Here is a 25,179-nt window from a genome sequence, read left to right on the forward strand (position 1 = left end):
GTTTCCCGTCCGTTTTACGGATTTACCCAAACGAAGGAGCTGTATCATGAACCTGAAAATTACCGGTTTGAATTTCGATGTTACCGATGCCATCAAAAACTATGTTGGCGACAAATTGGAACGCATCAACCGCCATGCTGCCAACGTAATTTCCGTAACGGTTACGCTCTCTGTGGAAAAAATCAACCAAAAGGCCGAAGCGGATTTACATCTTGCCGGTAAGGATTTGCACGTTGAAGCGGTGGAGCAGGATATGTATGCCGCGATTGACGTATTGATGGACAAACTCGACCGCGCGGTGTTGAAACACAAAGAAAAAAGCGGCGATGTCCGCACCGCCCGCCCGAACGTAACGGAATAACAAAACCGTTTGCCGGCCGGCTGCCCCGAAATGAGCGGAACAGCCGGTCGGAACCCATAAAAGGCCGTCTGCAAAATACCGATGTGGTTTTGCAGACGGCCTTTGGTATGAATATCGGCTAAAACCGTTTAATCATGCAGTTCTGCCGCGTGTAAAGTATTTTCCAGCAATGTGGCAATCGTCATCGGGCCGACTCCGCCGGGAACGGGGGTAATCATGCCGGCACGTTCTTTGGCAACATCAAACTCCACATCTCCGCACAGGCTGCCATCTGCCAAGCGGTTGATGCCGACATCGATTACGATTGCGCCGGGCTTGATCCATTCGCCTTTGACAAAGTTCGGAATGCCGACGCCGACCACCAAAATATCGGCCTGTGCGACTTCTTCCGCCAAGTTTTGCGTGGCGCTGTGGCAGACAGTTACCGTAGCGCGGGAGAGCAGCAGCTCGAGGGCTTGGGGTCTGCCGACAATATTCGATGCGCCGACAACAACGGCTTTTTTGCCTTTGGGGTCGACTCCGTAAGACTCCAGCAGCGTCATCACGCCTTTGGGCGTGCAGGGGCGCATCAGCGGCATTTTGACCACCAAACGGCCGACATTGTAAGGGTGGAAGCCGTCCACATCTTTATGCGGCAGAATGGTTTCCAACACCACTTGGCTGTCGATATGCTCCGGCAGCGGAAGCTGTACCAAAATGCCGTCTACTTTCGGGTTGCTGTTGAGCTCGTCAACCAGCTTCAGCAACTCGTCTTGAGTGGTTGAAGCAGGCAGCTCGTAAGAGAGCGATTCGATACCGGATTTTTGGCAGGCCAGTTTTTTATTGCGGACATACACCGCGCTGGCGGGATTGTCGCCGACTAAAATAACGGCCAGACAAGGAGTGTGCAAACCGGCAGCAGCACGTTTTTCTACTGCGGCGGCCACTGCTGCCAGACGTTGTTGGGAGATTTCTTTACCGTTGATGAGTTGGGCGGTCATGTTGTTCTCTGCTTGAAGTCAATGAGGGGAAAATGAAAGATAAAATCCATACTATTTTAACATTTATACCACAGATGTTCACGGACTTTATTTTGCAGACGGCATGGTTTCGGCTAAGATAGATAAAATATGCTTAAATAAATCCTGATTAAAAATAAACAGATAACTTTTTACAGTAAAAAAATTTCCAATAGGTGTTGACGTTGTTTCGAAGTGTCAATATAATTCGGTCTTCTAAGTCGGGGCGTAGCGCAGCCTGGTTAGCGCATCTGCTTTGGGAGCAGAGGGTCGTGAGTTCGAATCCCACCGCCCCGACCACCAGTTTACTTGGTACGAGACGGCATGAGCGCCCGTAGCTCAACCGGATAGAGCACCGACCTTCTAAGTCGGGGGTTACAGGTTCGATTCCTGTCGGGCGTGCCAAAAGTTTACGGTGGCTATAGCTCAGTTGGTAGAGCCCCGGATTGTGATTCCGGTTGTCGTGGGTTCGAGCCCCATTAGCCACCCCAAATAAAAACCCGCATAGCAATATGCGGGTTTTTTCATTATCGGCTGCCGTTGAAGGTATAGTCGAATAAAATAAGAATGAGACAAGGCAGCGAAGCCGCAGACAGTGCACATAGTACGGCAAGGCAAAGCAACGCTGTATCATTCTTATTTTAAATGACTATAATATCGGCTTAAGGTAATAGAAGGATATTATCTGAATATTTGTTTTAAGCTATTATTAAATTTGCTATAATCAATCAGATTTTGCGGATTGTCCGAATGGTACCGAAACAGTACGCCGAAAGCCGTCTGAAAATCCGCTCATTTACCGTAAAGGATAATTATGAGTTTACACAGTGATATTCTCGTTGTCGGCGCAGGGCCGGCGGGTTTGAGTTTTGCTGCTGCACTGGCAGGCAGCGGGCTTTCGGTTACGCTGATTGAGCGCAGTCCGCTGGCTGTTTTGCAAAATCCGCCGTACGACGGCCGCGAAATCGCCTTGACGCATATGTCGCGTGAAATCATGCAGCGCTTGGGCATGTGGGCACTGATTGCGCCGGACGAAATCTATCCCTTGCGTGATGCCAAAGTATTGAACGGGCAATCCGATTACCAGCTTCATTTCCCGCAACCTACCGAAGCACGGGGCGAACCTGCCGACTGTTTGGGTTATTTGATTTCCAATCACAATATTCGCAAAGCCGCTTATGAAGTGGTGTCCAAGCTGGATAATGTTACCATTTTGGCGGAAACGGCCGTAAAAGAAGTGCGGACCAACGACAACAGTGCGGAAGTGGTATTGGAAAGCGGAGAAGTGCTCAGCAGCCGTCTGCTGCTTGCTGCCGACAGCCGTTTCTCGCAGACCCGCCGCCAATTAGGCATTTCATCGGATATGCACGATTACAGCCGTACCATGTTTGTCGGCCGCATGAAGCATACCTTGTCCAACCAGCATACCGCTTACGAATGTTTCCATTATGGGCGGACGATCGCGCTGCTGCCGCTGGAAGAGTACGTTACCAATACCGTGGTTACTATGGATACCGATCAGGCCGACAGTATCCGCAATTTGAGTAACGAAGAATTGGCGGAAATGGTAAAAACCCAGTTGAAAGGCCGCTTGGGCGATATGGAAGTTGTCAGCAGTTTCCACCATTATCCGTTGGTGGGCATGATAGCCCAGCGTTTCTACGGCAAGCGCAGTGCGTTAATCGGAGATGCGGCGGTCGGTATGCACCCGGTTACGGCGCACGGCTTCAACTTGGGTTTGTCCAGCGCGGATATTCTGGCAAAACTGGTGGCCGAAGCCGCGCAGCGTGGACAAGACATCGGTGCGGCATCGTTGCTGGAAAAATACAACAGCAAGCATATGCTGCACGCCCAGCCGCTGTACCACGGTACCAATATGTTGCTGAAGTTGTTTACCAACGAAACCGCTCCGGCCAAATTGCTGCGGGGTTTGGTTTTGCGTGCCAGCAATAATTTCCCGCCATTGAAAAAGCTGATTACCAAGCAGTTGACCGGCTAGGTAACACTGCTCGGAATGAGCAGGTGGCAGATAGAAGCTGTGTTTCGATTTGCAGACGGCCTTTTTGAGTCAATCCGATTGAAAACAAAGCGATTTGTTTGAATATCTGATGATGTGTGAAAATAAATACCGAAAAGGCTTGACGAAAACATCAGCTTTCTATATAATTCAAAACTTATCGGGTCGTTAGCTCAGTCGGTAGAGCAGCGGACTTTTAATCCGTTGGTCGAAGGTTCGAATCCTTCACGACCCACCAGATATAAAAAAGCCTAAACGCAAGTTTAGGCTTTTTTGCGTTTGGAAGGCATGAGCATGGTTGAAATATGGGGGAGATGTTGTTTACTGACTCATCGAATGTATAGTCATTTAAAATAAGAATGAGACAAGGCAGCGAAGCCGCAGACAGTACAGATAGTACGACAAGGCAAAGCAACGCAGTATCATTCTTATTTTAAAAGACTATAACGGGGATTGTTTGATTGGAGCAGATAAACAAGCGAGGTTCTCAATGTGGTAAACGGTTTGGGTGTTGCAGGACATCTAAAGGTTTTGTGATTGGCTGTGAGATGCGTTCTGAATCGCTTGCTGCCGGTTTTTTGTTTCGGCTGCACATCACTGAAGCATACAAAATGAGATAAGGTGGTCAAATTGCAGACGGCATGGATAGTGAGTGCGGGTGCTTGGCTTCAAATCTTTTTTTGAACAAGGTGCAGCAACGCAGTATTCTGCGGTGTCAAACAGCTATATTGGTTTATTTTGCGTTGCAACATAATAGGGTTTGTGTGGAATATGACCGCTCATCATTTGATGACGGTATGTCGAATAAAATAAGAATGAGACAAGGCAGCGAAGCCGCAGACAGTACACATAGTACGGCAAGGCAAAGCAACGCTGTATCATTCTTATTTTAAATGACTATATTTGCCGTGCTGCTTTCTGCTTGTGGCGTTCTGTGTGTCGCTTATTGTGCTATTCCTGCTGAAATTGTGGGCTTTGATATGGGCGGAGTGTGGTCAGGCCGTCTGCAAAACAGTTGGGCAGGGTGGGGCTGACGGCTGCATGAGTTTGGCGGAAGGGTTAAATAAAAAGCCTCTGTACGGACAGAGGCTTTTGTATGCTCAAACACACGCAAATTATTTCAATTTGGTTTCTTTGTAGATAACGTGTTTGCGGGCAACCGGATCGAATTTTTTGATTTCCAGTTTGCCGGGCATCGTGCGTTTGTTTTTAGTGGTGGTGTAAAAGTGGCCGGTACCGGCGCTAGATTCCAGTTTGATTTTATCGCGCATTGCAGTAATCCTTAATTAAGCGTTCGTTAAATTAAGCTTCGCCGCGAGCACGCAAATCAGCCAATACGACATCAATGCCTACTTTGTCGATGGTACGCAAAGCAGCGTTAGATACGCGCAGGCGAACCCAGCGGTTTTCACTTTCTACCCAAAAACGACGTGATTGCAAGTTAGGCAAAAAACGACGTTTGGTTTTGTTGTTGGCGTGTGATACGTTGTTGCCAGACATCGGGCGCTTACCGGTCACTTTGCAAACTCGTGCCATGGTTAGTCTCCAAACTTCTAAAATAGTAAAACGCGATTTATACCATAAAAAGCAATGTTGTTTCAAGCAGTTTTCTGAAAAAACGGTATTTTTAGGGTTTTAACCGCTGATGTGTTGTTTCGGGGAAACGGTTTCAGCCTGCTTTGTCAGGCCGTGCCGTCTGCAAAAACGGTGTGCGGATGGGTATCGTATTTGCAGATGGCTTGGCGGCTCAGTCGAGCTGGGCCACGGACACCGGCAGATCGCGAACGGCTGCCAGCATATTGCCGGCGGCTTTTTGCTGCTTGCGGAATGCGGTCATGTTGGTCGGTGTCAGCTTTGGCGTAGGCAGGGCTACGGTAGCGGGGTTGACGGGCTGACCGTTTACCCGGGCTTCGTAGTGCAGGTGGGGGCCGGTGGATTGTCCGGTCGAGCCTACATAGCCGATGATGTCGCCCGCACGGACGCTGCCGTTTGCGGTGGAAAACGCGCTCATGTGGCCGTAGAGGGTTTCTACGCCGTTGTTGTGGCGTACCATAACGGTGTTGCCGTAGCCGCCTTTCCAGCCTCTGAAGGTTACCACGCCGTCTGCTGCCGCTTTAATCGGCGTGCCGCTGGGGGCGGCGTAGTCTATGCCGGTGTGCATGCGGACGGTGTGCAAAACCGGGTGGACGCGGTAGCCGTAGGGCGATGAAATGCGTGTATAGGCAACGGGTTCACTGGTAAAGCCTGCTTTTTGCTGCAAGGATTTGCCGTTTTGATCGTAGTAGCTGCCGTTTTCTTCATCGCCTTTGCCTTGGCTGTAATAGTAGGCTTGGTAGGTTTTGCCGCCTTTGACGATTTCGGCGGCAAGAATGTCGCCTACGGCCATCTGCTGGCCGCGGAAATACATGCTGTTGTACAGCAGGCGGATGATGTCGCCTTCTTTCAGGCTCTGCATATCGAAGCGGTCGGCAAAAATTTCTTTGAGCTGGATATACAGGTCGGCGGGGATTTCAGCGCGCAGCATATCGCCGATGGCGGAACTGCGGATGTGTACGGAGCGCAGGGTGGGCATGGTTTTCATGTCGGCTTCGGCGTGGGATACGCGCCATTTGCCGTCTGTTTTTTCCAAGGCGACCAGATTGCGCTCTAATTCTTCATCGCTGAAAAACTGTACGTCGGTGACTTCGCCGGCGGCGTTCACGCGGATATTGACCGATTGGTTGGTGCTGAGGTTTTTCATGTCGCGTCGGGCGTTGTTTTTTGCCATGATGGCTCGAATGTCGTCTTGCGGGACGTTCAGGCGGCTTAAAACATCGGCCAGCGAATCATTGGGCTGAACGACTTCTTGCGCCCAGTAGCCGCTTTGGGTTTCTGTGGCGGTAATAACGGGCATGGGAAGTTCTTCCGAAATGCGCTCGATTTTGAAATCAGGCTTGTGCGGAAGCGGTTCGGTAACGGCATAGGCGGTCATCACGCCGGATACGGGCAGCAGGATACCCAATAGCGACCAGCGTACCGGTTTGTTGTGCCAAAAACGGTTGAGGAAAGAAGGTTTGTTCTGATTGTCCACTCATTATCCTTTTTGCGTCGCCGTGTTGTGGCGGCGGTATGCAAGGTTTGGAAGCATCGGTTCAGGCTCTGATTGTTTATCTTTAATCTGCAATGTGTTGGATTGATACGGTTTTGCAGACGGCATCAGACTTTGTCGCTTAGGTTTTGGGCAAGCGGCAAAAAACGGGCGGCATAACGTAAAAAAGAACGAAGCCGCAGCGTATCGTTCCCATTTTAATGCAGCGGAAAAGGTATTGTGTTGATTTATACACAAATTTTCCGAAATTTACGCCGGATATTTTAACATAAAACGTCTGTTTGCGCCATTAATGCCGTCTGCAAAACGGTTTGGGCGGTATGCGGCAGCGCATTTTGTCTGCCGGTGTTCTCGCGTAAAATGTGGCCGGATAAAATAACGCAACGGGCTGTGCCGTCAGGCCGTACTTTGCAATAGGGAGTAGCGGTGCTGTTTCTTCATTATTGCGAATCATCATGAATTGTTTGGAAATTTTTCGATGTTATGAAATTGACCCTTGTTATCCCTTCGCTCCACCGCTTGCCCGATGAAACGCCGCCGCTGCTGAAGCTGCCGGCGTTCAATCGGATGTTGCGCTATGGCCGTCTGCAAAAAGCCACACTCCGCCCTTCGGAATGTTATGCACGTTATTTGTGGCAGGGCAGCCTGCTTGAGCGTGCCAAAGCCTGCCTGAACCTGCCTGACGAGATACATACCGCGTTTGCCAGCCCGCTGTGGCAGCAGATGGGGCTGCACCATGTCAGCATTGTCGGCGGCGCGTATGCGGGCATTACTTCCGAAGAGGCTGAACACCTGTGCAGCGGATTGAATGAATTTTACCGGCAGGACGGCTGGCGGTTTTACCCCGTTTCCCCTGATTTGTGGCTGCTGGCCAAACCGTTTGCCAGCGAATGGAATGTGGCGCCGGTTTGGGATATTTGCGGACAAATCGGCAGTACGGATCAGGCAGACGGCCAAGACGCGCTGGAATGGCTGGGCAAGCAGACCGAAATCCAAATGTGGCTGCACGACCACCCCGTCAACCGTGCCCGCGCCGCGCAAAACCTTCCGCCGCTCAACGGTTTGTGGCTGTGGCAGGATATTCAGGGCAGCGGGGCGGCGGAGTTGACGGCGGCGGACGGCGTTTGGGCAAAACTCGGCGGCGGAACGGTAATCGATGTACCGTATGATTTTCCGGCTTACCGGCGCGCGGCTCAGGAGTGCGGGCGGGAAAATGCAGACGGCCTAATCTGCTTGGAAGACTTGGTTGTTACCGCGCAAACAGGCGATGTGTGGGCTTATCAGGAGATTTTGGAAAGCTGGGAAGCGCGCTGGTTTGAACCGTTGTGGCAGGAATTGCGGACAGGCCGTCTGCAAAAGTTGACCATCGCAACCGACGGGGAAAACGGTGGTGAATTAACGCTGACACCCCGCTCGCACCGGGCTTTTTGGAAACGTCCTAAAACATTTCGCGGCATGGGTTGGGAATAGGTGTCGGCTTGCAACCGATGCGGCAAAATTGTTGGCAAAGTCCGCCTGACAAAGCATGAATCATGACACAGGCCGTCTGCATATTTTGCAGACGGCCTGTGTCGTATCCGAAAAATCAAAATATTTGCAATTAGTCTTAATTAGGACTATTGTAGTCCTATTAAAGACCAATTGGTCTGGTTTTTTGCCTTTAAGAGAATGAAATGAAGAAAAACAGTCAGACTTTTTGATTTTGCTGCTCAGTGCGCTGTCGGCGTTTGGTCCGTTTGTGGTGGATTTGTATCTGCCTGCCTTGCCTGCCTTGCCGGACTTGGCGGCGTATTTCGACAGCAGTACATCGATGGTGCAGATGACGCTGACCACGGGTATGATCGGTTTGGCGGTGGGGCAGCTTCTGTTCGGGCCGCTCAGCGACAAATACGGGCGTAAGATACCGCTGTTGGTATCGTTGGCGGTGTATATTGTCAGTACGGTGGCGATTGTGTTTGCGCCGGATATGGAAACGCTGATTGCGCTGCGCTTCGTGCAGGGCTTTATGGCGGCGGGCGGTGTGGTGGTGTCCCGCGCGGTGGTGGCGGATTTGTACCACGGCAGGGAGATGACCCGCTTTTTCGGTCTTTTGATGACAGTTAACGGCTTGGCGCCGATTGTGTCGCCGGTTATCGGTTCGGCGGTACTGGGCTTTACCGATTGGTGGGGGATGTTTGTGCTGCTGGCACTCATCGGTGCGGCTGCTTTTGCCGGCTCGGCACGCCTGTATGAGTCGCTGCCGTCTGAAAAACGCCTGGCGACTCCGCTTTCACATACGTTTGCTACTTTGTTTAAGGTTGTGAAAAACCGTACTTTTATACTGTTTGTGGCGGTTGAGTCATTCGCTTTCGGCGGTATGTTTGCCTATATCTCCGCCTCTCCGTTTGTGTTTCAGGAATATTACGGTTTGAGCAGCTTTATGTTCAGCCTGTGTTTTGCCGCCAACGGTGCGGCTTTGGTTGTCGGCTCGAACTTGGGCGGCCGTCTGCAAAATGCAACGGCAACGCGTTCGGGTGTGTTCGGCAGCCTTTTGATGGGGTTGGGCGTGGCCGCTGTATTGGTTACGCAGGGCAATGTGTGGCTGCTTGAAGCAGGGCTGTTTTTGATGCTGCTCTTCATCGGCTTGATGCTGCCTGCTTTGTCGGCCTTGGCGATGAGTGCGGAACGCCGTTATGCAGGTTCGGCTTCGGCGTTGCTCGGCTTTTTGGTGTTTATGGTCGGCGCGGTGGTGTCGCCGTTGGTAGGCATCGGCAATATCTTTTATGCAACGGCAACTGTCATCGTGGCCAGCAAGCTGCTGATGTTGGCGTCTTATTGGGCGGTGCGCGGTAAAATAGCGGAGGAGGCAGATGAAACAGCATGATTTGGCAGCATTTTTCCAAACTGTTGCCGATATTGAAAAAAATTACGAACATCTCGCCAAACAAGAGGGGGTAGGCTATGTCGAGCCGGCAGTATTCCATATGCTGTGGCACTACGCGCCCTGTCTGCAAAAAAACATTGCCCATATTTGGCAGCTGCCGAAGCAGACGGTGAACAACCACTGCAAGACACTCTTGGAAAAAGGGCTGATTACGGCGGTGCAGGGCGATGACAAACGCGAAAAACTGTTGGTGCTGTCCGAACAGGGCAAGGCGTTTTGTCGCCCGCTGATGGAAAAGCTGGCGCATATCGAGCAGCAAGCCCTTGCTATAGTCGAATAAAATAAGAATGAGACAAGGCAGCGAAGCCGCAGACAGTACACATAGTACGGCAAGGCAAAGCAACGCTGTATCATTCTTATTTTAAATGACTATAAAATGGGGGAGGAACGCTTTGTCCGACTGCTTGAGTTGGTGCGCGACTACCGCCGGTGTTTCCAAGAAAGCATTGAACAAGAAAGCATTGAAGAGGAACAGTAAGTCGGAAATCGATAAGTTGGAAATTGCTGGGAAACAGGCTGTGCAACTGCAAAAGGCCGTCTGCAAATGAGAAGTCATGGAATTTGCAGACGGCCTTTTTCGGCTTGATTTGCTTAAAAACAAGCCGGACAGCGGTTTGTCGGCTTGTTCCGTTGCTTATTCGACGACGATTTTCGGGAAGCGGCTGCTGAAGTCTTTGCCTTTATCCGACACGGCCAGCGCGATTTGGAATGCGGCGCGGGTGTAGATGTCGGCGATTTCGGGGTGTTCTTCCAGCAGTTGGCGCGCGCTGCCGCCGTCCATGGCTTCGCGTACCGGCAGGCTGAGCGGTAATTGGCCAAGCAGCGGTACGTTTAAGCGTTCTGCCAGATTTTTGCCGCCCGCGCTGCCGAAAATGGCTTCGCTGTGTCCGCAGTTGGAGCAGATGTGTACCGACATGTTTTCCAGTACGCCGAAAATCGGAATGTTGACTTTGTTGAACATATCAACGGCTTTGCGTGCGTCAATCAGCGCGATATCTTGCGGCGTGGTTACCACTACCGAGCCGGTAACGGGTACTTTTTGCGACAGGGTAAGCTGAATATCGCCCGTACCCGGCGGCAGGTCGATAAACAGATAGTCTATATCGTCCCATTCGCTTTGAAACAAAAGTTGCTGCAGGGCTTGGCTGACCATCGGGCCGCGCCAAACTACGGCTTGGTCGGTGTCCACCATAAAGCCGATGGACATGACTTGGATACCGCTGTCGGCTTCAACCGGAAGCAGTTTTTGGTTGTGCTGTTCGGGCTTGATTCCGGCAACGCCCAGCATGGTCGGCTGGCTCGGGCCGTAGAGGTCTGCATCGAGTACGCCCACGCGTGCGCCCATGCGTGCCATAGCGGTGGCGAGGTTGGCGGTGGTGGTGGATTTGCCGACGCCGCCTTTGCCGGAAGCGACGGCGATGATGTTTTTCACCCCTTTGATGGTTGAAACGCCGGGTTGGACTTTGTGTGTGTCGATGGCGGTGTCGATACTCAAATGGATAGCGGCATCGGCGGTGTGGGCAATCAGGGCTTCCTGAACGCGGTTGGCAATTTCGTTACCGATGTGGTGGACGGGAAAACCGAATTGGAGTTTGACGTGCAGGCCGTCTGCTTTTTCTTCAACGGATTGTACGGCTTTTTCGCTGCCGAGCGTGCGTTCGGTTTCGGGAATCTGTACCGCAAGCAGTGCGGTTTGGATAGCGGGGATATTCATGACGTTCTTTCCAAAAGCGATGAGGGGCAAATCGGGTTGTCTGTCGGAAAATCAAGACCGTTTGCAAAGTGTCTGCACACTATTGTAGCAGAGCCGTTTGCTGCGGCGCATTTTTCAAACAGCTTTAACGTTTTTTTTAACGGGTAGGCGCGAAGTGTAAAGGTTTGCCTTGGTTGGAACGTGCCATCTGGCGTTAAAGGCCGTCTGCAAATCGTTGTGCCACCGTTTTGCAGACGGCATGAAAACGGTTAAATTGCGATACAATACGGCTTTGTTTTGTTTTGTCTGAAAAGCCGCCATGACACAGCCGACCTATATCCCCTTGCGCCTGCATACCGAATTTTCGATTACCGACGGTATGGTGCGCATCAAGAAAGTAGTGGCCAAAGCGCAGGAATACGGGCTGCCTGCTTTGGGCATCAGCGATCTGATGAACGAATTCGGTTTGGTGAAGTTTTACAAAGCCTGCCGCAGCGCGGGCATCAAACCGATTGGCGCGGCGGATGTATGGATTGAAAACCCCGCCGCGCCCGACAAACCTTTCCGCGCCATGCTGGTTATCCGCAACGATAAGGGCTATTTGCGGCTGAACGAATTATTGACCGCCGCCTATGTCGGCAAAGACCGCAATGTCGACCATGCCGAATTGCGCCAAAGCTGGTTGGACGAAGGAGACAACAGCGGTTTAATCTGCTTGAGCGGCGCGCATTACGGCGAAGTGGGCGTAAATTTGTTAAACGGCCACGAGGAAGCCGCCCGTGCCGCCGCGCTGAAATATGCGGCTTGGTTTCCCGATGCGTTTTATCTGGAACTGCAACGCCTGCCGGAACGCCCCGAATGGGAGTCCTGCGTATCGGGCAGCGTGAAATTGGCCGGAGAGCTGGATTTGCCGGTGGTGGCGACCCATCCTGCCCAATTTATGAGCAGCGACGATTTTCAGGCGCACGAGGCGCGGGTGTGCATCGCCGGCGGCTGGGTGCTGACCGATAAAAAGCGTCCGCGCGATTTTGTGCCGGGCCAATACTTTATCCCGCCCGAAACCATGGCGGAGCGTTTTGCCGATTTGCCGGAGGCCTTGGAAAATACGGTTGAAATCGCCAAACGCTGCAATCTGCACATCACGTTGGGTAAAAACTTCCTGCCCGATTTTCCGACGCCCGACGGAATGTCGCTCAATGATTATCTGACGCAGCTTTCTAACGAAGGCTTGCGGGAGCGCATGATGCAGCTTTATCCCGACGAAGCCGAGCGTGCGGCGAAAATGCCGGAATATCAGCAACGCTTGGATTTCGAGCTGGGCATCATTATCCAAATGGGCTTTCCGGGTTATTTCCTGATCGTACAGGACTTCATCAACTGGGCGAAACAAAACGGCTGCCCCGTCGGGCCGGGACGCGGTTCGGGCGCGGGTTCGCTGGTGGCGTATTCCTTAAAAATCACCGATTTGGACCCGTTGAAATACGCGCTGCTGTTTGAACGCTTTTTGAATCCCGAGCGCGTTTCCATGCCCGACTTCGACGTGGACTTCTGCCAAAGCAACCGCGGCCGCGTCATCGAATATGTGCGCGAAAAATACGGCGCGCAGGCGGTGAGTCAGATTGTGACCTTCGGCACGATGTCGTCCAAGGCGGTCATCCGCGACGTGGGGCGGGTGTTGGAGCTGCCGTTCGGCCTGTGCGACAAACTTTCCAAACTGATTCCGCTGGAAGCCAATAAGCCGTTGGGCTTGGACAAGGCCATGGAGGCCGAGCCGCAAATCCGCGAACTGATTGAAGCGGAAGAGGCGGAAGAGCTGATTGTGCTGGCAAAAAAACTGGAAGATTTGACGCGCGGATTGGGTATGCACGCGGGCGGCGTATTAATCGCACCGGGTAAGATTTCCGATTACAGCCCCGTGTATCAGGCCGACGAATCCGCTTCGCCGGTATCGATGTACGACAAGGGCGACGTAGAAGACGTGGGCTTGGTGAAATTTGACTTCTTGGGCTTGCGTAACCTGACCATTATCGAGATGGCGCAGGAAAACATCAAAAACACCACCGGCGACATTGTCGATGTCGGCAAAATCCCGCTGGACGACCAAGCGGCCTATAAAATTTTCCGCGATGCCAATACCACCGCCGTATTCCAGTTTGAATCGACCGGCATGAAAAAAATGCTGAAAACGGCGCACACGACCAAGTTTGAAGAATTAATCGCCTTCGTATCGCTGTACCGTCCCGGTCCGATGGACAATATTCCCGACTTCGTCGCCCGCATGAAAGGCAGTTCGTTCGAGTATATCCATCCGCTGCTGCAAACCATTTTGGAGCCGACCTACGGCATCATGGTGTATCAGGAGCAGGTCATGCAGGCCGCGCAGATTATCGGCGGCTATTCGCTGGGCGGAGCGGATTTGCTGCGCCGCGCCATGGGTAAGAAAAAGCCCGAAGAAATGGTGAAACACCGCGAAATTTTTGCCGAGGGTGCGGCAAAACAAGGCATCAGCCGCGAGAAGTCCGATGAAATTTTCGACTATATGGAAAAATTCGCCGGCTACGGTTTCAACAAATCCCACGCCGCCGCCTACGCGCTGATTTCCTATCAGACGGCATGGCTCAAAGCGCATTACACCGCCGAATTTATGGCGGCAACCATGTCGAGCGAGTTGGACAATACCGATCAGCTCAAGCATTTTTACGACGACTGCCGCACCAACGGCGTGGAATTCCTACCGCCCGACATCAACGAATCCGACTACCGTTTTACCCCCTTGAAAGACCACAAAATCCGTTACGCACTGGGAGCCATCAAAGGCACGGGCGAAGCGGCGGTGGAGTCCATCATCGCCGCACGGAAAGCAGGCGGAAAATTCACCGGATTGTTGGACTTCTGCGAACGCGTCGGCAAAGAGCATATGAACCGCCGCACCCTCGAAGCACTGATTCGCGGCGGCGCGTTCGACAGCATCGAACCCAACCGCGCCATGCTGCTGGCCAATATTGATTTGGCGATGGACAATGCCGACCAAAAAGCCGCCAACGCCAATCAGGGCGGACTGTTTGACATGATGGACGACGCCATCGAACCCGTCAGGCTGGCAGACGCACCGATGTGGAGCGAATCGGAAAAGCTGGCCGAAGAAAAAACCGTAATTGGTTTTTACCTTTCCGGCCACCCCTTCGGCCCGTATGCAGGAGAAGTACGCCAAATCGCGCCGGTCAAATTAGGCCGTCTGAAACCGCAAGACAGCGTGCGCGTGGCCGGATTCTGTACCGCCGTCCGCACCATGATGGGCAAGCGCGGCAAAATAGCGTTTGTTACCTTGGAAGACCAAAGCGGCCAAGTAGAAATCATGGTCAGCGGACAAACGCTGGAAAACAGCGCGGAAATCCTCAAAGCCGACCAAGTGCTGATTATCGAGTCCAAAATCAGCCGCGACGATTACGGCGGCGGCGAGGGCTTGCGGATTATGGCCAACCAAGTGATGACGCTGCAAACGGCGCGGCAAAACTACGCCCGCAGTGTGAGCCTTTCCCTAACGCCCGAACACGACATCGACAAGCTGGTACAGCTTCTGAGAGCGGAAAGGGAAAGCGGGGGGGGCTTGATTCCCCTGCTGCTGTCATACAGCAACGGCAAAGCATCGGGCAAATTGAAGCTGCCGAGCAAATGGCGGATTAAAGCGGATGCAGGATTGTTTCACGAGCTGGAAGAGCTGCTGGGCAATCGCGCGGTTCGGGTAAACTGGTAGGCGCAAGGGCGCATGACGCACAAAGGCCGTCTGTAAAATGCACGATTTGCAGACGGCCTTTCAAAGTGCAAACGCTTGAATCAAATACTGATAAAAGTTGTTCGATGTTATAGTCATTTAAAATAAGAATGATACAGCGTTGCTTTGCCTTGCCGTACTATGTGTACTGTCTGCGGCTTCGCTGCCTTGTCTCATTCTTATTTTATTCGACTATATTTATTGTCGGGGTGGGATTCCAGCGGGCTGGACAACGGCAGCTCCGTCATGGTGCGTGCAGCTTCGGGAACAGCACTCGGCAAAATATTGGGAAATGCAACAATATTGCCCGCATTGTCCGTTTCCTGATGGAAAAGGCCGTCTGCAAAATGCCAATTTGCAGACGGCCCTTTTAAAGCGCAAACGCTTGAATCAAATACCGCGAAAAATTATCCGATATTATTTATTGTCGGGGTGGGATTCCAGCGGGCTGGACAACGGCAGCTCCGGCATGGTGCGCGCAGACTCGGGAACAGAGCCGGACAAGGTGTTCAGGAATGCAACAATATTATCCACTTCTTCCTGCGGCAAGTCTTTGCCAAGCTGAGCCTGACCCATGATTTTCACTACTTTGTCCAATTCCCAAACGCTGCCGTTGTGGAAATACGGATAAGTTTTGGCGACATTACGCAATCCCGGAACGCGGAAGAAAAATTCGTCTGCCTTGTTGCCGGTAACATCGGCACGGCCTTTGTCTTTGTTCGGGGCTTCGATAAACTTCCAATAAGGGCCTTGAACCAAACCGAATTTCTGGAATGACGAGCCGCCCAAGTTGATACCGGTATGGCAGGCAATACAGCCGTTGTCCATAAATGAGCGCACACCTTTGCGTTCTTTTTCGGTTAAAGCACCGATATTGCCTTTCAGATACTCGTCCCACTTGCTCGGAGTAAGCAGCGTGCGCTCAAAAGCGCCGATGGCAGTGGTGATGTTTTCAAACGATACCAAACCGTCATCAGGGAACGCCGCTTTAAATGCGGCTTGGTATTCGGGAATATTGGCGATTTTGGCGACAACGGCTTCCTTGCTTTCATTAGCCATTTCGACAGGATTCAGCAGCGGACCGCCGGCCTGCTCCTCAACATCTGCCGCACGTCCGTCCCAAAACTGCATATCCAAAGTGGCCGCGTTCAACACCGTCGGAGAGTTGCGCCCGCCGAAAGCACCCTTATGCCCTTGGCTGGTCGGCATATTGTCCACGCCGGCCGAAGCGAGGTTGTGGCAGGAGTTGCAGCTGACGGTATTGCCTTTCGACAAGCGCGGCTCGTACCACAGTTGTTGGCCGAGTTTGATTTGCTCTGCGCTGAACGGTCGGATTTTCTGCATTTCTTCTGCGCTCGGCAGCGGTTTGAACACTCCTTGTGCGCGTTGGAGCAAATCCAAATCCTCGGCAGAAGCCCCGCTGTTGTCTGCCGTTTGTACGGCGGAAGCCTCAACGGCATTTGCAGACGGCATATCCGCCGCTTTGTCGGCAACTTGCTCGCCGCAAGCAGACAAAACCGTTAAAACAGCCAGCGAAAGGGCGGCGGTACGGAATAATTGGCGTTTCATGATTCAGTTCCTTTTCCATCAATATGAGACGTAAACGAAGGTAAACCGCTATATTTGATGCCCGAAGCGTCAGCCCGCCCGGGTTGTTCTGATGAATGTAAAGTGTACGCAGAAGGGCGCATGACTTTTTTGCGGCAAATCAAGGAAAACTTTGCTATAGTTTTACTTAATTTAATCCATAGTTCGAGTAAACCGCAGTCGGCTGCTTGCACCGCAAAGCGGTTTGTTTTAAAGTTGGAAAAATCGACTGATCAGAAAGCAGAGCATGAAAATAACAGTAATGGGCGCCGGCTCTTGGGGTACGGCGTTGGCAATCCATTTTGCACAACACGGCAACGAAGTTGCTTTGTGGGCGCGGAATGCGGAACATATCCATACCCTGCAAAACGAACGTGAAAATAAAAAAGCACTGGCAGGGTTTCCCTTTCCGGAAAACCTTACGCCCCACACCGACTTGGCAGAAGCATTGAAAGACAGCGGGCTGGTGTTGGTGGTTACTTCCGTTGCCGGTCTGCGCAGCAGTTGCGAATTGCTGAAAGCCCACAATGCAGGGGATTTGCCCGTATTGGCCGCATGTAAAGGCTTCGAGCAGGATACCGGCTTGCTGACTTTCCAAGTTGTCAAAGAAGTTTTGCCGGAAAACAAAAAAATCGGCGTATTGTCCGGCCCCAGCTTCGCGCAGGAATTGGCGCAGCAGCTTCCTTGTGCCGTGGTACTCGCTTCCGAAAATACCGAATGGATTGAAGGGCTGGTAGGACAGCTCAACAGCAATGTCATGCGACTGTACGGCAGCAGCGACGTTATCGGCGTAGCAGTCGGCGGCGCAGTAAAAAACGTTATGGCGATTGTCACCGGACTTTCAGACGGTCTCGAATACGGCCTGAATGCCCGCGCCGCCTTGGTTACGCGCGGATTGGCCGAGATTACGCGCCTTGCCACCGCAATGGGCGCGCAGCCTAAAACCATGATGGGCTTGGCAGGCATGGGCGACCTGATTCTTACCTGCACCGGTGCACTTTCGCGCAACCGCCGTGTTGGATTGGGCTTGGCAGAAGGCAAAGAGCTGTATGAAGTCCTCAAAGAAATCGGCCACGTTTCCGAAGGTGTCAGCACCATCGAAGAAGTGTTCAACACCGCCTGCAAATACCAAATCGATATGCCGATTACCCAAACCCTGCTTCAGCTTATCCGCAAAGAAATGACCCCGCAGCAAGTTGTGGAACGCCTGATGGAGCGCAGCGCGCGTTTTGAATAACCCCAAGCCGTCTGCAAATCCCATCGAATTTGCAGACGGCCTAATTGAAACATTCAGGCGGTATTCCTGCCTGTCCACTAACCCGAACCGGCGATTCACACATGAACCAATCCCTAGAAAAACTCGAAATCAGCGTTTACCAGTTGGCGCAGAAATTTGAAACCATACTTGGCGAAAACCGCCGCCTGCAAGAAGAAATCAGCCGCCTGAAACTCGAGCAGGAACAAAGCAAGCGCGAACACGAAGCCGCAGTAGACGAACTGAGCGAAGCCCTGCTTGTCCAAGTGAGCAAACTCAAAGAAGACCTGCAAAGCAAAATCGACGTATTGACCGAAGAAAAAGAGCAATACCGCAACGCCTTGGCGCAGAGTGCCGAAAAAGTCCGCCACCTGCTTTCCCGCCTGCCGCAAGAAGAAACCTATTGATAAAGGAGCATACATGAGCATCGAACAAGTCCAAATCGACATCATGAATGTCAACTTTACCGTCAACACCCCGAGCGAAGAAAAAGACACCCTGCTTCAAGCCGTGGAAATGCTGAACAAAAAAAGCGAAGCCATCAAAGAAAGCGGCCGCATTGTCGGCAGCGACAAAATCCTGATTATGGCCGCGCTCAACGTCGTACACGACCTGCTCAAAACCACCTTCAAAGACGATTTGGCAATCGGAGAATTTGAGCGTAAAATATCAGACATGACCCAAGCGTGCGACAAAGCCCTGTCCCGCTTGGAGCAGTAAGTTCCCTTTTTCCCTGCGGTGTGCGTGAAGGCATACAATTCCTTTGAACCAATAAGTTCGCTTAAGGTTGCCGGGAGCAGTAGTGGGCGCGATTGTCTGTTTACAGACGAACCCGAAACTACCCGAGGCGACCGCCTTGTCAGCAAGGTTCAAGCGGATTACGCCCGAGCGGCATCAGCGGGGATTCCCATACAAGCCATACTCCCCAAGAGTATGGCTTCAATATTTCAGACGGCACAGCGTGCCGCCGGAATATTGCCAAGCCAACACAGATGAATTACACTCTGCAACACCAAACCAGTACGCATGGAGCAAAAAAGATGCATCACAATACCAGCATTTGGGAACAAAAATGGGTAATCGGCAACTGGAAAATGAACGGCCGTCTGCAAAACAACAACGCCCTTATGCACCGCTTCCGCATACTTCCCTCCGCCGACCGCGTACTCATCGGCTTGGCAGCCCCCACCGTTTACCTGCTGCAACTGCACAACGCCATGCAGATAGTGCTCAATAACCGCATTCTCACCTGCGCCCAAGACGTCAGCCGCTTCCCCAACAACGGCGCCTACACAGGCGAAGTATCCGCAGAAATGCTGGCCGACATCGGCACAGACATCGTACTCATCGGCCATTCCGAGCGCAGCCTGTATTTTGGCGAAAAAAACGAAATCCAACGCCGTAAAATGGAAAACGTCCTGAATGTCGGCCTCATTCCGCTGCTGTGCGTCGGCGAAAGCCTCGAAGAGCGCGAAGCAGGCAAAGAACAAGAAGTCATCGCCCATCAGCTTACCGTTTTACAAGGATTGGATACCAAAGAAATCGCCGTAGCCTACGAACCGGTATGGGCGATTGGCACAGGAAAAGTCGCCACCGTACAGCAAATTGCGGAAATGCACGCATTTATTTACCAACAAATCTTGTCATTGTGCGGAGACGATGTTAAAATCCGCATTCTTTACGGCGGAAGTGTCAAAGCAGAAAACGCCGCAGATATTTTTGCCGTACCGCATGTAGATGGCGCATTGGTCGGCGGCGCGTCATTATCCTATGACTCCTTTACCGCCATCATTAATGCAGCACAAGCCGCCAAGTAAAGAATATGGAAGCCTTTAAAACCATTATTTGGATATTCAACATCATGTCCGCATTAGCCGTTATCGTGCTGGTATTGTTGCAGCACGGCAAAGGTGCGGACGCAGGCGCTACTTTCGGTTCCGGCAGCGGCAGCGCACAAGGCGTATTCGGCTCCGGCGGCAACGCCAACTTCCTGAGCCGCTCTACCGCCATCGCAGCAACCGTATTTTTCGCCACCTGCATGGCAATGGTGTATATCCACTCCAATACTACACGTCACGGATTGGATTTCAGCAACGTACAACAAAGCAAACCGGCAAACACCCAAAGCGCGCCGGCCAGCACACAACCTGCCGCCCCGGTGCAGCAGTAAACAAAACAGATTAAAGCCGACATGGTGGAATTGGTAGACACGCTATCTTGAGGGGGTAGTGGCCATAGGCTGTGCGAGTTCGAGTCTCGCTGTCGGCACCAAATAAAAAAAGCCCGCTGGAAACAGCGGGTTTTTTTACATCTCATACCATCAACCCAATCTATAGTCATTTAAAATAAGAATGATACAGCGTTGCTTTGCCTTGCCGTACTATGTGTACTGTCTGCGGCTTCGCAGCCTTGTCTCATTCTTATTTTATTCGACTATAAAACGGATAAAACTTTGCTCCGGATTAGATTTTTTGCGCCACCGCCCGAAACTCCCATCGACTTACCGATACAACGGCAACCGACAATCAAACACCGCCCCCGTGCCGGTATCTTTCGCTTGCGTACACTTGCCGCACACACTAAATTGTCATAACATCGATACATAAATCCAAAAGAGGAGGTGTCATCATGCAAACTTTCAGCAGCCGCGAATTTAACCAACGCACCAGCCAAGCCCAAAAAGCCGCACACACCGCACCCGTATTCATTACCAATCGGGGCAAACCCGATTTGGTATTGCTCAGCCATACCGAATATTTGCGGCTGACGGGTAAAAAGCAAACCGCCTTGGACGTATTGAACAGCATAGAATCAGACGCAGCCGATATAGAATTGGAAATCCCCCCGCGAAGCCCGGCACAACGTCGAACCGTGGAGTTCGAATAATGTACCTGCTGGATACCAACATCATTAGTGAAATGCGGAAGGTCAAACGCGGCAAAGCAGACAAAAACTTTACCGCTTGGCTGGAAAATACCGACAGCCGTCTTTTTTACACCAGTACAGTAGTTGTCATGGAGTTGGAAAGAGGCGTTTTAGGCATGGAGCGCAAAGACAAAGCACAAGGCACAATATTGCGGAAATGGTTGGCGGAAATCAAAGAAAAAATGTTTTCCAACCGCGTCCTGCCGATAGACGAAAGCACCGCCGAGATATGCGTCGCGCTGCATATTTCCGACAAAAGCCCCGAAAACGACTCATGGATAGCCGCCACCGCCAAGCAGCACCGCCTGATACTGGTTACACGCAACACCGCTGATTTCAAGCGCACCGGCGCGAAGCTGTTTAATCCCTTTACCGAGTAGGAGAAACCGTAGTCCGAACCCGACACAAAGGCCGTCTGCAAAGGCCGTCTGCAAAACCCGGCGCAACCACCATCAAACACCGCCGTTTGCCGGCGGTGTTTTTTTATTGCATTGACAACAGCTCCCGCATACGCAGGAAACAGCAGAATAGACAAAGCAGGGAATACCGGGTATATTAACCGAAAAGGTTAATTAATCCCCATTATGGAAAAACGAATACCACATACCAAGCTGGCCAAAGTCAAAGCCCTGTTAAAGAGCGGCAAAGTGAGAACCACCCAAACCGCCTTAATCGGAGCAGTACAAATGGGTTTTGATTATGATTCCATGCTTGCAGTCGTTCACAACCTAACCCCCGCCGATTTTTACAAAAGCATGACAACACACGCAAATCACACCATTTGGCAAGACGTTTACAGACCCGATACCGATTTAGGCCGCGTATATCTCAAATTAACCGTGATTGATGATGCATTGATTGTATCATTCAAGGAGTTGTAACCATGAAATGTCCCGTTTGCAACCAAGCCGAATTAATCCGCGACACTCGTGATATGCCTTACACCTACAAAGGGCAAGACACCGTAATCCCCGCCGTTACCGCCGATTATTGCCCCGCCTGCAACGAAGTCGTAACAGATGAAGCAGAAAGCCGCCGCATCATGGCGGCAATGCAGGCATTCAACAAACAAATAAACTCCGCAACTGCCGACCCGGCCTATATTCAGAGCGTGAGAAAGAAACTGCAGCTGGACCAGCGCCAAGCAGCAGAAATCTTCGGTGGTGGCGTTAACGCCTTTTCACGTTACGAAACAGGCAAAGCAACCCCGCCGCTGGCATTGTTGCAACTGTTCAAGATTTTAGACAAACACCCCGCCTTATTGTCGGAAATCCGACCATAAGAGCAGCCCGATTGAGCAACCACAAAGGCCGCCCGTTAAGCACGCATACAGCAAACCAACATACAGCCGCCGCCGTTATGCCGGCGATAACAGACGAACAAATCGACACAGCCGTCAAGCAACAAGCATTAACGGAGATACAGCCATGAAATACAAAAGCGACATCATGGAAGTCGTGCATAGCATGATGGAAGACGCGCACAAAGTCGGGCTATTGAGCGACAGCAAAATGAAAGAGATGGATCGCCTTTGCCTGACCAAAATCACCCCCCTAACCCCCGCCGACATCAAAGCCATCAGAGAACGCGAATTGCTGACCCAAGCCGCATTTGCCATACATCTCAACATCAGCAAAAACCAAGTTTCCGATTGGGAGCGCGGCGTGAAAAAGCCCAGCGGTACAGCCTTGAAGCTGCTTACGCTGGTTAAAAACAAAGGCATAGAAGCCATCGCCTAGCCAAACGAAAAAAGGCCGTCTGCAAAACCGCCATATGCAGACGGCCTTTTTATAGTCATTTAAAATAAGAATGATACAGCGTTGCTTTGCCTTGCCGTACTATGTGTACTGTCTGCGGCTTCGCTGCCTTGTCTCATTCTTATTTTATTCGACTATAAAGCCGTCTGCAAATTGCCCCACATATCGGTTAAGCAACTTCTGCCGTTTCTCCGCGCTTGGGTGGGGAAATCTCTACTATTAAGCTGTGATTGAATTAAAAATCCCTGTTATTGCGCCGTGCTTGGGTAAAAACTTCCGCAACTGCTCCGCATTTTTTTAGAAAACCGCCGTTGTGGAAATTGCTTTGCGCCTTGTGGCAGGGGCGGATAAAGTGCGGTGCAATAAGCGGCGGGAAATAGTCGGCAGGCAAGGTGCAGGGCGGGATTATCCGTTGAAACTGCCTGCATATCGATAAAGGCCGTCTGCAAATTGTTCCGTTATCCGTATCCAAGCAAGCAAAGCCTTGCGGTCGCCCTGTGTTTGAGTAAAAAAACTCCCGCAAACCGCCCCCACATCTCGACAAACCCCATCTGCAAAAGGGTGCAAAATATGCAGACGGCCTAAATTGATTATTCAAAAAAATTCAAATTAAATAAGCAAAAAATCCGTCTGAAAAATCCTGTAAAAACCCCTTAGCCAACCATTCCCAAATTTAACTCAAAATAACTCGCCCCCCCCCCCGAGAAAAGATATTGGCACAAAACTTGCTTAAAGCCCAAACATACGGAGCAGGGCGCGGGGTGCGGTAGTGTAAAGACAGCCCGAAAAGAGTTGTTGGCGCGCAACAAAACGCCCGCCTGCTCTCTAACGAATGTTGCATGGATTGGCATGATATGACAAAATAAGAGAGTGAGTGAAAAATGCCCGCATGGAAATCGTCCTGAGGGTATCGTGCATTTTTATGCCTTGTAAGCGGAATATCGCAGCATAAAAATCCAGCAGAAGCCATAATATTTATTAATTGGATTAATAAGTTTTTCTAATGGCTAACCAAGCCGTCTGCAAAACAGCGGTATCGGAAAAGTCAGACACAACATTGGAAATGTTTATATATGAATAAAATTTACAAAACCAAATACAACGCCAGCCTCGGCAAAATTGTCGTTGTATCAGAGATTGCCTCAAACCGCGGCAAGACCTCCAGCAAGGGCGATAGCGCGGTAAGCAGCGTTCGCGTCTTGCGTAGCGCGGTGTTGGCAGCATTGGGCGGCTTGGCGCTGTCCGCGCCTGCTGTGGCAGCCACTGCCGTGGAATCGCCGGGTCAAGATGGTATCGCTTATACCTATAATGACGGCAACAGCGTAGCAACTGCTACCCACCCATACAGCATCGCCATCGGTCGTGCAACGGCTGAAGGTGCGTACACTTATGCACTAGGTTCTGACTCTGTAGCGAGTGCAAAAAACGAATCCGGTGCGGTAGCCATTGGTAAGCAAGCGAATGCCACCGGTCAGCAAGCGACTTCTATCGGTGTGCAAACTACGGCAAGTGCTAATGGTGCAACTGCTATCGGTGCAGACGGCACAACTGCTGCTGGCTACCAATCTACCGCCATCGGTGAAAGCACTTTCTCGCTTTCTTCAAACTCCGTTGCCATCGGTTCTGACGCTACGACAGCAGGTAGTGAAGACGGCACAGGCAAATACTCAACCGCATTGGGTTATAAAGCCGTTGCAAGCAACGATTCCGATAAAAAATTCCGCGACGACGGCGTTCAGTTGCGTGATGTAGACAACACAGATGATTCACACGCCATTGCAGCAGGTTCATCATCAAAAGCAGACGGCTATTGGGCATCTGCCATCGGTGGTCACGCCAGTGCAACGGGTGATCGCACAACCGCAATCGGTGGTGCGGCAAAAGCCAGTGCCTTGCGTGCGACTGCTGTAGGTTCAGGCTCGTTGGCAAACAATGTAGGTGCGACCGCTTTGGGTAACGCATCTGATGCAACCGCTGCTGGTGCAACCGCACTAGGTCAATTCAGCGTCGCAGACGTGCCAAACTCAGTAGCTCTAGGTTCATACTCCATCGTTACCGCTGAAAGAACCGACAACACCGCCGGTACCACCACCTACGACAGCGTAGAAATCAACGGCGTGGATTACGAAGGCTGGGTAGGCGGTACTACGCACGAATTTGAAGGCGGTACGCCGATTTCTGTGGTGTCTGTGGGCGGTAAGCAAACCATCACTGATGAGCAAGGCAATAAGAAAGAAATCCTCGTCAGCCGCCGTCTGCAAAACGTATCAGCAGGCTTAATCTCTGCGACTTCTACCGATGCGGTAAACGGCTCGCAGCTTTATATGCTGGCAGCGAAAACCAAGCCGAATTACACCCACGTTAACGATGGCGAGAGTGCGTCTCCAATCGACCGAAGCGGCACAGCAGAAGGCGAAGCACTTAATGCTCTGATTTTCAATAAATCAGGCAATAACTACTATTTGAAATCCGAAGCAGACATTTTGGCAATGCCGACCAGCACGCCGAAAGAAGTTGCTACCTTTGAAAAAGCCAAAAAACTCTACTACAACTACAAACAAAACAGAGGCTTGTACCACGAAGGCGGCGGTGCGACCAACCTTGGCGACATCGCAATGGGTATGGGGCACACACCGCAGGCTATAACGGCGGTGCAAGCAGCAACTCTATCGCCATCGGTACAGACGCCCAAGCTGGTCTGAACACGGTTTCAGACAGACTTGCCGGTGCGACAACGGCTGCACGGGCTGCCTCTACACACAATAGAGACGTGATTGCCATCGGTACGCGTGCTACGGCGGTT

Annotated in this window: 23 protein-coding genes, 5 tRNA genes and 1 other RNA gene; 23 read left to right on the plus strand and 6 right to left on the minus strand. The window is 51.6% G+C overall.

The genetic code is table 11. From position 1 onward, the window contains the following. Nucleotides 1-46: 46 nt before the first annotated feature. A complete protein-coding gene (gene hpf, locus EL111_RS01585; protein ID WP_123795283.1) occupies nt 47-361 on the plus strand; it encodes a ribosome hibernation-promoting factor, HPF/YfiA family in 315 nt (104 codons plus the stop codon). 128 nt (nt 362-489) lie between these two features. On the opposite strand, the gene folD is transcribed toward hpf, so the two are convergent. Further along, entirely contained in the window at nt 490-1,341 is an 852-nt protein-coding gene (folD, locus tag EL111_RS01590; RefSeq protein ID WP_123795284.1) for a bifunctional methylenetetrahydrofolate dehydrogenase/methenyltetrahydrofolate cyclohydrolase FolD, read from the minus strand. 240 nt (nt 1,342-1,581) lie between these two features. Between folD and EL111_RS01595 the strand changes: the two genes are divergently transcribed. From EL111_RS01595 to EL111_RS01615, 5 genes are all read left to right on the plus strand, one after another. Further along, nucleotides 1,582-1,659, plus strand: a tRNA-Pro gene (locus EL111_RS01595). A gap of 28 nt (nt 1,660-1,687) precedes the next feature. Beyond that, nucleotides 1,688-1,764 (plus strand) — tRNA-Arg (locus EL111_RS01600). A 10-nt stretch (nt 1,765-1,774) separates the two neighbouring features. Next, a tRNA-His gene (locus EL111_RS01605) sits at nt 1,775-1,850 on the plus strand. Between the two features lie 323 nt (nt 1,851-2,173). After that, nucleotides 2,174-3,358: a 5-demethoxyubiquinol-8 5-hydroxylase UbiM gene (ubiM, locus tag EL111_RS01610; protein WP_123795285.1), complete on the plus strand. Its 1,185-nt coding sequence runs from the start codon at nt 2,174-2,176 to the stop codon at nt 3,356-3,358. Nucleotides 3,359-3,538: 180 nt separating this feature from the next. Further along, nucleotides 3,539-3,614 (plus strand) — tRNA-Lys (locus EL111_RS01615). 877 nt (nt 3,615-4,491) lie between these two features. Here EL111_RS01615 and rpmG read toward each other — a convergent pair. The 3 genes from rpmG to EL111_RS01635 form a co-directional block, all read right to left on the minus strand. Next, complete coding sequence (gene rpmG, locus EL111_RS01620; protein WP_003684373.1) at nt 4,492-4,647, minus strand: 50S ribosomal protein L33; 156 nt, start codon at nt 4,645-4,647, stop codon at nt 4,492-4,494. A 31-nt stretch (nt 4,648-4,678) separates the two neighbouring features. Next, nucleotides 4,679-4,912, minus strand: coding sequence for a 50S ribosomal protein L28 (rpmB, locus tag EL111_RS01625; RefSeq protein ID WP_002216391.1), 234 nt, complete (start codon nt 4,910-4,912; stop codon nt 4,679-4,681). 211 nt (nt 4,913-5,123) lie between these two features. Beyond that, the gene (locus tag EL111_RS01635; RefSeq protein ID WP_415065367.1) at nt 5,124-6,446 is read right to left on the minus strand and encodes a M23 family metallopeptidase; all 1,323 of its coding nucleotides are present in this window, start codon (nt 6,444-6,446) and stop codon (nt 5,124-5,126) included. A gap of 501 nt (nt 6,447-6,947) precedes the next feature. Between EL111_RS01635 and EL111_RS01640 the strand changes: the two genes are divergently transcribed. The 3 genes from EL111_RS01640 to EL111_RS01650 all read left to right on the plus strand — a co-directional run bounded on the left by EL111_RS01640 (nt 6,948) and on the right by EL111_RS01650 (nt 9,667). Beyond that, on the plus strand, nt 6,948-7,934 hold the full coding sequence (locus EL111_RS01640) for a hypothetical protein (protein ID WP_123795286.1): 987 nt from the start codon (nt 6,948-6,950) through the stop codon (nt 7,932-7,934). Nucleotides 7,935-8,160: 226 nt separating this feature from the next. Next, a complete protein-coding gene (locus tag EL111_RS01645) occupies nt 8,161-9,327 on the plus strand; it encodes a multidrug effflux MFS transporter (protein WP_197717766.1) in 1,167 nt (388 codons plus the stop codon). Then, nucleotides 9,314-9,667 carry a MarR family winged helix-turn-helix transcriptional regulator gene (locus tag EL111_RS01650; RefSeq protein ID WP_123795287.1) on the plus strand — a complete coding sequence of 118 codons (354 nt, stop codon included), beginning with the start codon at nt 9,314-9,316 and terminating at the stop codon, nt 9,665-9,667. The genes EL111_RS01645 and EL111_RS01650 overlap by 14 nt, the downstream gene beginning before the upstream one ends. Nucleotides 9,668-10,021: 354 nt before the next feature. On the opposite strand, the gene apbC is transcribed toward EL111_RS01650, so the two are convergent. Beyond that, complete coding sequence (apbC, locus tag EL111_RS01655; protein WP_123795288.1) at nt 10,022-11,101, minus strand: iron-sulfur cluster carrier protein ApbC; 1,080 nt, start codon at nt 11,099-11,101, stop codon at nt 10,022-10,024. Between the two features lie 298 nt (nt 11,102-11,399). Here apbC and dnaE point away from each other — a divergent pair, with 298 nt between their 5' ends. Next, entirely contained in the window at nt 11,400-14,834 is a 3,435-nt protein-coding gene (dnaE, locus tag EL111_RS01660; protein WP_123795289.1) for a DNA polymerase III subunit alpha, read from the plus strand. A 435-nt stretch (nt 14,835-15,269) separates the two neighbouring features. Here the strand turns inward: dnaE and EL111_RS01665 are convergent, their stop codons facing one another. Beyond that, complete coding sequence (locus tag EL111_RS01665; RefSeq protein ID WP_123795290.1) at nt 15,270-16,421, minus strand: cytochrome-c peroxidase; 1,152 nt, start codon at nt 16,419-16,421, stop codon at nt 15,270-15,272. Nucleotides 16,422-16,686: 265 nt separating this feature from the next. Between EL111_RS01665 and EL111_RS01670 the strand changes: the two genes are divergently transcribed. The 13 genes from EL111_RS01670 (at nt 16,687) to EL111_RS01730 (ending at nt 25,078) form a co-directional block, all read left to right on the plus strand. Continuing rightward, the gene (locus EL111_RS01670) at nt 16,687-17,676 is read left to right on the plus strand and encodes an NAD(P)H-dependent glycerol-3-phosphate dehydrogenase (RefSeq protein ID WP_123795291.1); all 990 of its coding nucleotides are present in this window, start codon (nt 16,687-16,689) and stop codon (nt 17,674-17,676) included. A gap of 101 nt (nt 17,677-17,777) precedes the next feature. Beyond that, nucleotides 17,778-18,101: a hypothetical protein gene (locus EL111_RS01675; protein WP_123795292.1), complete on the plus strand. Its 324-nt coding sequence runs from the start codon at nt 17,778-17,780 to the stop codon at nt 18,099-18,101. A gap of 13 nt (nt 18,102-18,114) precedes the next feature. Beyond that, nucleotides 18,115-18,414, plus strand: a complete 300-nt coding sequence (locus EL111_RS01680) for a cell division protein ZapA (protein WP_123795293.1) — start codon at nt 18,115-18,117, stop codon at nt 18,412-18,414. A 7-nt stretch (nt 18,415-18,421) separates the two neighbouring features. Further along, nucleotides 18,422-18,602, plus strand: a non-coding RNA gene (gene ssrS / locus EL111_RS01685) — 6S RNA. Between the two features lie 132 nt (nt 18,603-18,734). Then, the gene (gene tpiA / locus EL111_RS01690) at nt 18,735-19,511 is read left to right on the plus strand and encodes a triose-phosphate isomerase (protein WP_123795294.1); all 777 of its coding nucleotides are present in this window, start codon (nt 18,735-18,737) and stop codon (nt 19,509-19,511) included. A 5-nt stretch (nt 19,512-19,516) separates the two neighbouring features. After that, nucleotides 19,517-19,864 (plus strand): preprotein translocase subunit SecG, encoded by a 348-nt coding sequence (secG, locus tag EL111_RS01695; protein WP_123795295.1) that lies wholly within the window; start codon nt 19,517-19,519, stop codon nt 19,862-19,864. A 15-nt stretch (nt 19,865-19,879) separates the two neighbouring features. Further along, nucleotides 19,880-19,965, plus strand: a tRNA-Leu gene (locus EL111_RS01700). Nucleotides 19,966-20,322: 357 nt separating this feature from the next. Next, on the plus strand, nt 20,323-20,580 hold the full coding sequence (locus tag EL111_RS01705) for a type II toxin-antitoxin system prevent-host-death family antitoxin (protein ID WP_123795296.1): 258 nt from the start codon (nt 20,323-20,325) through the stop codon (nt 20,578-20,580). Beyond that, the gene (locus tag EL111_RS01710) at nt 20,580-20,999 is read left to right on the plus strand and encodes a type II toxin-antitoxin system VapC family toxin (RefSeq protein WP_123795297.1); all 420 of its coding nucleotides are present in this window, start codon (nt 20,580-20,582) and stop codon (nt 20,997-20,999) included. The genes EL111_RS01705 and EL111_RS01710 overlap by 1 nt, the downstream gene beginning before the upstream one ends. A 204-nt stretch (nt 21,000-21,203) precedes the next feature. Next, nucleotides 21,204-21,500 carry a type II toxin-antitoxin system MqsR family toxin gene (locus tag EL111_RS01715; RefSeq protein WP_123795298.1) on the plus strand — a complete coding sequence of 99 codons (297 nt, stop codon included), beginning with the start codon at nt 21,204-21,206 and terminating at the stop codon, nt 21,498-21,500. A gap of 2 nt (nt 21,501-21,502) precedes the next feature. Then, complete coding sequence (locus EL111_RS01720; protein WP_123795299.1) at nt 21,503-21,901, plus strand: type II toxin-antitoxin system MqsA family antitoxin; 399 nt, start codon at nt 21,503-21,505, stop codon at nt 21,899-21,901. A gap of 184 nt (nt 21,902-22,085) precedes the next feature. Next, on the plus strand, nt 22,086-22,358 hold the full coding sequence (locus tag EL111_RS01725; protein ID WP_415065771.1) for a helix-turn-helix domain-containing protein: 273 nt from the start codon (nt 22,086-22,088) through the stop codon (nt 22,356-22,358). Nucleotides 22,359-23,449: 1,091 nt separating this feature from the next. After that, the gene (locus EL111_RS01730) at nt 23,450-25,078 is read left to right on the plus strand and encodes an ESPR-type extended signal peptide-containing protein (protein WP_123795301.1); all 1,629 of its coding nucleotides are present in this window, start codon (nt 23,450-23,452) and stop codon (nt 25,076-25,078) included. Nucleotides 25,079-25,179 lie beyond the last annotated feature (101 nt).

Source organism: Neisseria animalis (assembly GCF_900636515.1).
GTDB lineage: Bacteria > Pseudomonadota > Gammaproteobacteria > Burkholderiales > Neisseriaceae > Neisseria > Neisseria animalis.

What these genes read in the sequence shown, in the direction of transcription:
- hpf (WP_123795283.1), top strand. Translation starts at nt 47, where the DNA reads ATGAACCTGAAAATTACCGGTTTGAATTTCGATGTTACCGATGCCATC.
- folD (WP_123795284.1), bottom strand. Translation starts at nt 1,341, where the DNA reads ATGACCGCCCAACTCATCAACGGTAAAGAAATCTCCCAACAACGTCTG.
- ubiM (WP_123795285.1), top strand. Translation starts at nt 2,174, where the DNA reads ATGAGTTTACACAGTGATATTCTCGTTGTCGGCGCAGGGCCGGCGGGT.
- rpmG (WP_003684373.1), bottom strand. Translation starts at nt 4,647, where the DNA reads ATGCGCGATAAAATCAAACTGGAATCTAGCGCCGGTACCGGCCACTTT.
- rpmB (WP_002216391.1), bottom strand. Translation starts at nt 4,912, where the DNA reads ATGGCACGAGTTTGCAAAGTGACCGGTAAGCGCCCGATGTCTGGCAAC.
- EL111_RS01640 (WP_123795286.1), top strand. Translation starts at nt 6,948, where the DNA reads ATGAAATTGACCCTTGTTATCCCTTCGCTCCACCGCTTGCCCGATGAA.
- EL111_RS01650 (WP_123795287.1), top strand. Translation starts at nt 9,314, where the DNA reads ATGAAACAGCATGATTTGGCAGCATTTTTCCAAACTGTTGCCGATATT.
- apbC (WP_123795288.1), bottom strand. Translation starts at nt 11,101, where the DNA reads ATGAATATCCCCGCTATCCAAACCGCACTGCTTGCGGTACAGATTCCC.
- dnaE (WP_123795289.1), top strand. Translation starts at nt 11,400, where the DNA reads ATGACACAGCCGACCTATATCCCCTTGCGCCTGCATACCGAATTTTCG.
- EL111_RS01665 (WP_123795290.1), bottom strand. Translation starts at nt 16,421, where the DNA reads ATGAAACGCCAATTATTCCGTACCGCCGCCCTTTCGCTGGCTGTTTTA.
- EL111_RS01670 (WP_123795291.1), top strand. Translation starts at nt 16,687, where the DNA reads ATGAAAATAACAGTAATGGGCGCCGGCTCTTGGGGTACGGCGTTGGCA.
- EL111_RS01675 (WP_123795292.1), top strand. Translation starts at nt 17,778, where the DNA reads ATGAACCAATCCCTAGAAAAACTCGAAATCAGCGTTTACCAGTTGGCG.
- EL111_RS01680 (WP_123795293.1), top strand. Translation starts at nt 18,115, where the DNA reads ATGAGCATCGAACAAGTCCAAATCGACATCATGAATGTCAACTTTACC.
- tpiA (WP_123795294.1), top strand. Translation starts at nt 18,735, where the DNA reads ATGCATCACAATACCAGCATTTGGGAACAAAAATGGGTAATCGGCAAC.
- secG (WP_123795295.1), top strand. Translation starts at nt 19,517, where the DNA reads ATGGAAGCCTTTAAAACCATTATTTGGATATTCAACATCATGTCCGCA.
- EL111_RS01705 (WP_123795296.1), top strand. Translation starts at nt 20,323, where the DNA reads ATGCAAACTTTCAGCAGCCGCGAATTTAACCAACGCACCAGCCAAGCC.
- EL111_RS01710 (WP_123795297.1), top strand. Translation starts at nt 20,580, where the DNA reads ATGTACCTGCTGGATACCAACATCATTAGTGAAATGCGGAAGGTCAAA.
- EL111_RS01715 (WP_123795298.1), top strand. Translation starts at nt 21,204, where the DNA reads ATGGAAAAACGAATACCACATACCAAGCTGGCCAAAGTCAAAGCCCTG.
- EL111_RS01720 (WP_123795299.1), top strand. Translation starts at nt 21,503, where the DNA reads ATGAAATGTCCCGTTTGCAACCAAGCCGAATTAATCCGCGACACTCGT.
- EL111_RS01725 (WP_415065771.1), top strand. Translation starts at nt 22,086, where the DNA reads ATGATGGAAGACGCGCACAAAGTCGGGCTATTGAGCGACAGCAAAATG.
- EL111_RS01730 (WP_123795301.1), top strand. Translation starts at nt 23,450, where the DNA reads ATGAATAAAATTTACAAAACCAAATACAACGCCAGCCTCGGCAAAATT.